Below are 3,516 nucleotides of genomic sequence, written 5' to 3' on the forward strand. Positions count from 1 at the left end.
ATCCTACACAGGCCGAGCTGCTGAATTTCATTGGTGCATCCGAAGGGCGGTATCAGTGGATCTATACGGACGGAAACTATATCCCTACCGTGGGTGTGGGAACGGCGCTTGTTGTCAACCGGGGAACTTCACAAAATCCTGATTGGCAGCCGCGGCCCGATGAATTCCTGACAGATTTTTTCAGGGCCATGGGAATCGCGCTGACTGAAACGGCTTTAGATGATCTAAGACGAAATCTGACTGGAGCCGCCGGCAGAATTGGTACGCCAAACGACGATGAGAATGCCAACACCTTCCCCCGCAGCAGTCCCGGTATCCCGAATGATGGCCGTCGCTTCGACAACGATCCCTCCGGAGCCCCACTGGGAATTTATGCGGTGAATGCGGAGGCGGTGAATGACGGGTTTTTCTGGCATCTCAATTATGAGACGGCAGCGCTGTTTCAAAGCTGGGGCGGCACGCGTATGGCTGATGTACCGAATTCAGAGCGTGTGCAGGAAGCCACAACCCTGTGGAACGGGCTGACAGCTGAGCAGAAGGCTTTTACAGGTGGAGCCATCTGGACAGACCTGTCACAGGCGCAACGCAATGCGTCCGGCGGCACCAGCTGGGCCGAGCTGACAGAAGCCCTGCAGCTGCAGATCGCCACGGGCCAGTGGGACCAGATGTCTTCTTCAGACAAAAGAGTGGCCCAGAACAAGGTCGCGGGCGGTGAGGTATGGGACACCCTGACCACGGGCCAGAAAACCGCTCTCACATCCCTGTGGTGGAACGGACGAGGCCTTCTTCTTGGGGATTGTCGCAATGAGGTCTTTGCTGCCGTCGACGACTGGAAAGCCGCCGATGCCGCCGAAAACGAAGACCAGGAAGCTGCGCTGGTGCATTCAGCCCGAAACCATGAACTGAATGCCTGGTTCGAGATTACATACAACACCAACCTCACCCGCATAAACGGCGTTCCCGTCACTTTCCCCGACGGGGATCTGGTGCGTTCGGCCGGCGTCCATAACCGCCGGATGGGGGAAGGTGACATGTTTGGCCTGTACGGCGCCCGTGACGCCGAAGGCAACAGCATCGTCAGTGATATGGACGATGCCAGACAGGTCATCGCTTTCCTGAACACAAAGAAAGTCTGGATCAGGAACTACCTGTCTGATGTACGGTCACAGAATGCCAATGGTACTTTTGACATGGGCAATGAAAATCCCGCCGGCTATGACGCTGCGGGAGAACTTGAAAAGCTGCGCGCCCATTTCTGGCCCGGTCTGGATTTCCTGTTGCAGGCCGGTCAGGAAAACCCTGCCGACTGGCGGCGGGAAGACCTGTTCCAGTCTGATACCAGCGCCAATACCTGGGCACCGACAGTGGATGATCTTTTCCACCGGGGTCCGGGCCTGACCCCAACTGTCCTGACGGTTTATGACAGTCACCTGCGCAACCTGGTGTTAGGCTTCGACGGGGACGACATCATCGACGCCGGTGCGGACAGGGATACAGTCTATGGTGGCGATGGCAATGATCAGGTATCTGGTGGAACAGGCAACGACACTCTGTACGGAGAAGACGGGGACGATATCCTCTACGGAAACGACGATAATGATCTTCTGGACGGCGGATATGGCAACGACACCCTGCGTGGGGGTGAGGGCCACGACATCCTGCTGGGTGGAAACGGAAATGATATCCTGGAAGGCGGCGCGGGGAATGACGTTCTGCTGGGCGGAAACGGTGACGACATATTGTACGGTGAGGAAGGGGACGACGTTCTGGCCGGCGGGATGTATGGCAGCGACACGCTGAATGGTGGTGAGGGGAACGATATCTACCAGATCGATCTGTACAGCCGGGGCACAGCGACCATCACGGACAGCAGCGGGTACGACACGGTGGCGGCGGGTCTGTATTCGATCCAGGATGGTGTTGCGCGGCAGGGTGATGACATGGTTCTGGCTGTGGGGGTGGGTGGTTCTGTCACCATCAGGAACCAGATCAGCGCCGGCACGGTCGAGCGCATCTATGACACCCTCAGCGGGCTGTACTGGAGTCCTTCGGACCTGCTTCGTCTGGCGGAGGGTGGAGCAGCGGCCAATGACAACAGGATTGAGACACAATCAGTAGTTGTGTATCGTGTCGCATAAGATTGCATTCTGGCGGCATTGATCTCCTGCACTGATATACAGATGGATGGGTAATTTTTCAGGTGGAACAGCAGTGATGAAACGTCTGGTCTTGGGTCTGTTTATCGTTCTGGCGGCTGCCGGAGCAGGAGTGCTCGGGTTCAGGGTATGGCAAGCCTGGCCGACCGCCACAGAAGAAAGTTTTGACCCACAGGGTATTCTCTCGCGCTGGGCTCCCATCTACCAGGTTACGGACGACCCCACGCTGGTTGAAGTCTATCTTGCCGGGCGCAAATTTGCCTTCCCCAGAAACATGATTATCCGGATGCCGGACAGGGAAACGGCGCTGAATCCAAAAGCTTATAATTCTGTCACCATGCGTCTTGTCCTTCCTGATTTTGAAGGACTGAATGCAAAAACAAAAGACTGTTATATGAAAAAACCAAAGGAGTGTATTGATGTTGTGCACATGTTCCTTGATGGACCAACATCAAAATTCAATTCTCCGGAACGTATCTACAATGTCTATTTAAAAGAAACCAAATCGTGGAAAAAAAATCGGGCAAGAAAAAACAGGTATGATCAGACAGTCTATCAGTCTGTAGGTGATGGGACAGATTGGCTGCATGTGGGTTATATGCCGGATGGTGAGCTTGTTATGTGGGACTGTGCCCAGTGGCTCCCCAAAATTCAGCCTGATGAATATTCTTTATGCCAGATCAAAACAGGATTCATCGACAAGAAAATCCAGTTTTCATATCAGATCTTCTACAAACATCTACCGGATTGGCAGAATATTCATTCCGGTGTCCGGAAGATGATCCTGTCCTATGAACAATCTGTACCTGCAGCAAATGATAACCAAGAAGGACGGCCATGAAACGTCTGACCATAAGCTTATCCCTGGTTGTGCTGTTTGCAGCTATTGCTGGTGCAGCATTCTATGGATCAAGGATAAAACACGAAGAGCGGTTCTTTCCGAAAACCTATCTTCGATCACTCTTCCCTGTTTATCACGTCACAGATGATCCCACGCCCGTGGAGGTCTATCTCGCTGGACGCAAATTTGCGTTCCCGAAAAATATGATTATTGATCCGCCGAATCCTGAAACAGCAATGAACCCCAGATCATATAACGAACTTTTTTTAAGAGTTATCTTGCCTGATTTTGAGGGACTGAATGCAAAAACAAAAAACTGCTATATGCAAAAGCCTAAGGAGTGCGTTGATATCGTGAAAATTTATATAAATTGGGGTGAAAAACAGATTTCTCCAGAAGAAATTTATACTCTGACCATAGACCAGCCTAACTGGAAAAAAAATGAAAAGTATAAAGATAAGAACGGACTAATCGTCTATCCCTCCATTGGAAATCATGGTTATTGGCTGCATGTAGGTT

Annotated in this window: 2 protein-coding genes and 1 pseudogene; all 3 read left to right on the top strand. The window is 52.2% G+C overall.

Features of this window, described 5'->3' with window-relative positions:
- The first annotated feature begins 1,436 nt into the window (after window positions 1-1,436).
- A pseudogene (locus tag M3O22_08950) lies at window positions 1,437-1,823 on the top strand (calcium-binding protein).
- Window positions 1,824-2,214: 391 nt separating this feature from the next.
- Window positions 2,215-2,997 (top strand): hypothetical protein, encoded by a 783-nt coding sequence (locus tag M3O22_08955; protein MDP9196869.1) that lies wholly within the window; start codon window positions 2,215-2,217, stop codon window positions 2,995-2,997.
- Window positions 2,994-3,516 (top strand): hypothetical protein (locus M3O22_08960; GenBank protein ID MDP9196870.1); only part of this gene is annotated, 523 nt, incomplete at its 3' end. The genes M3O22_08955 and M3O22_08960, both read left to right, overlap by 4 nt.

The sequence above is a fragment of the Pseudomonadota bacterium genome (assembly GCA_030775045.1).
Lineage (GTDB): Bacteria > Pseudomonadota > Alphaproteobacteria > JALYJY01 > JALYJY01 > JALYJY01.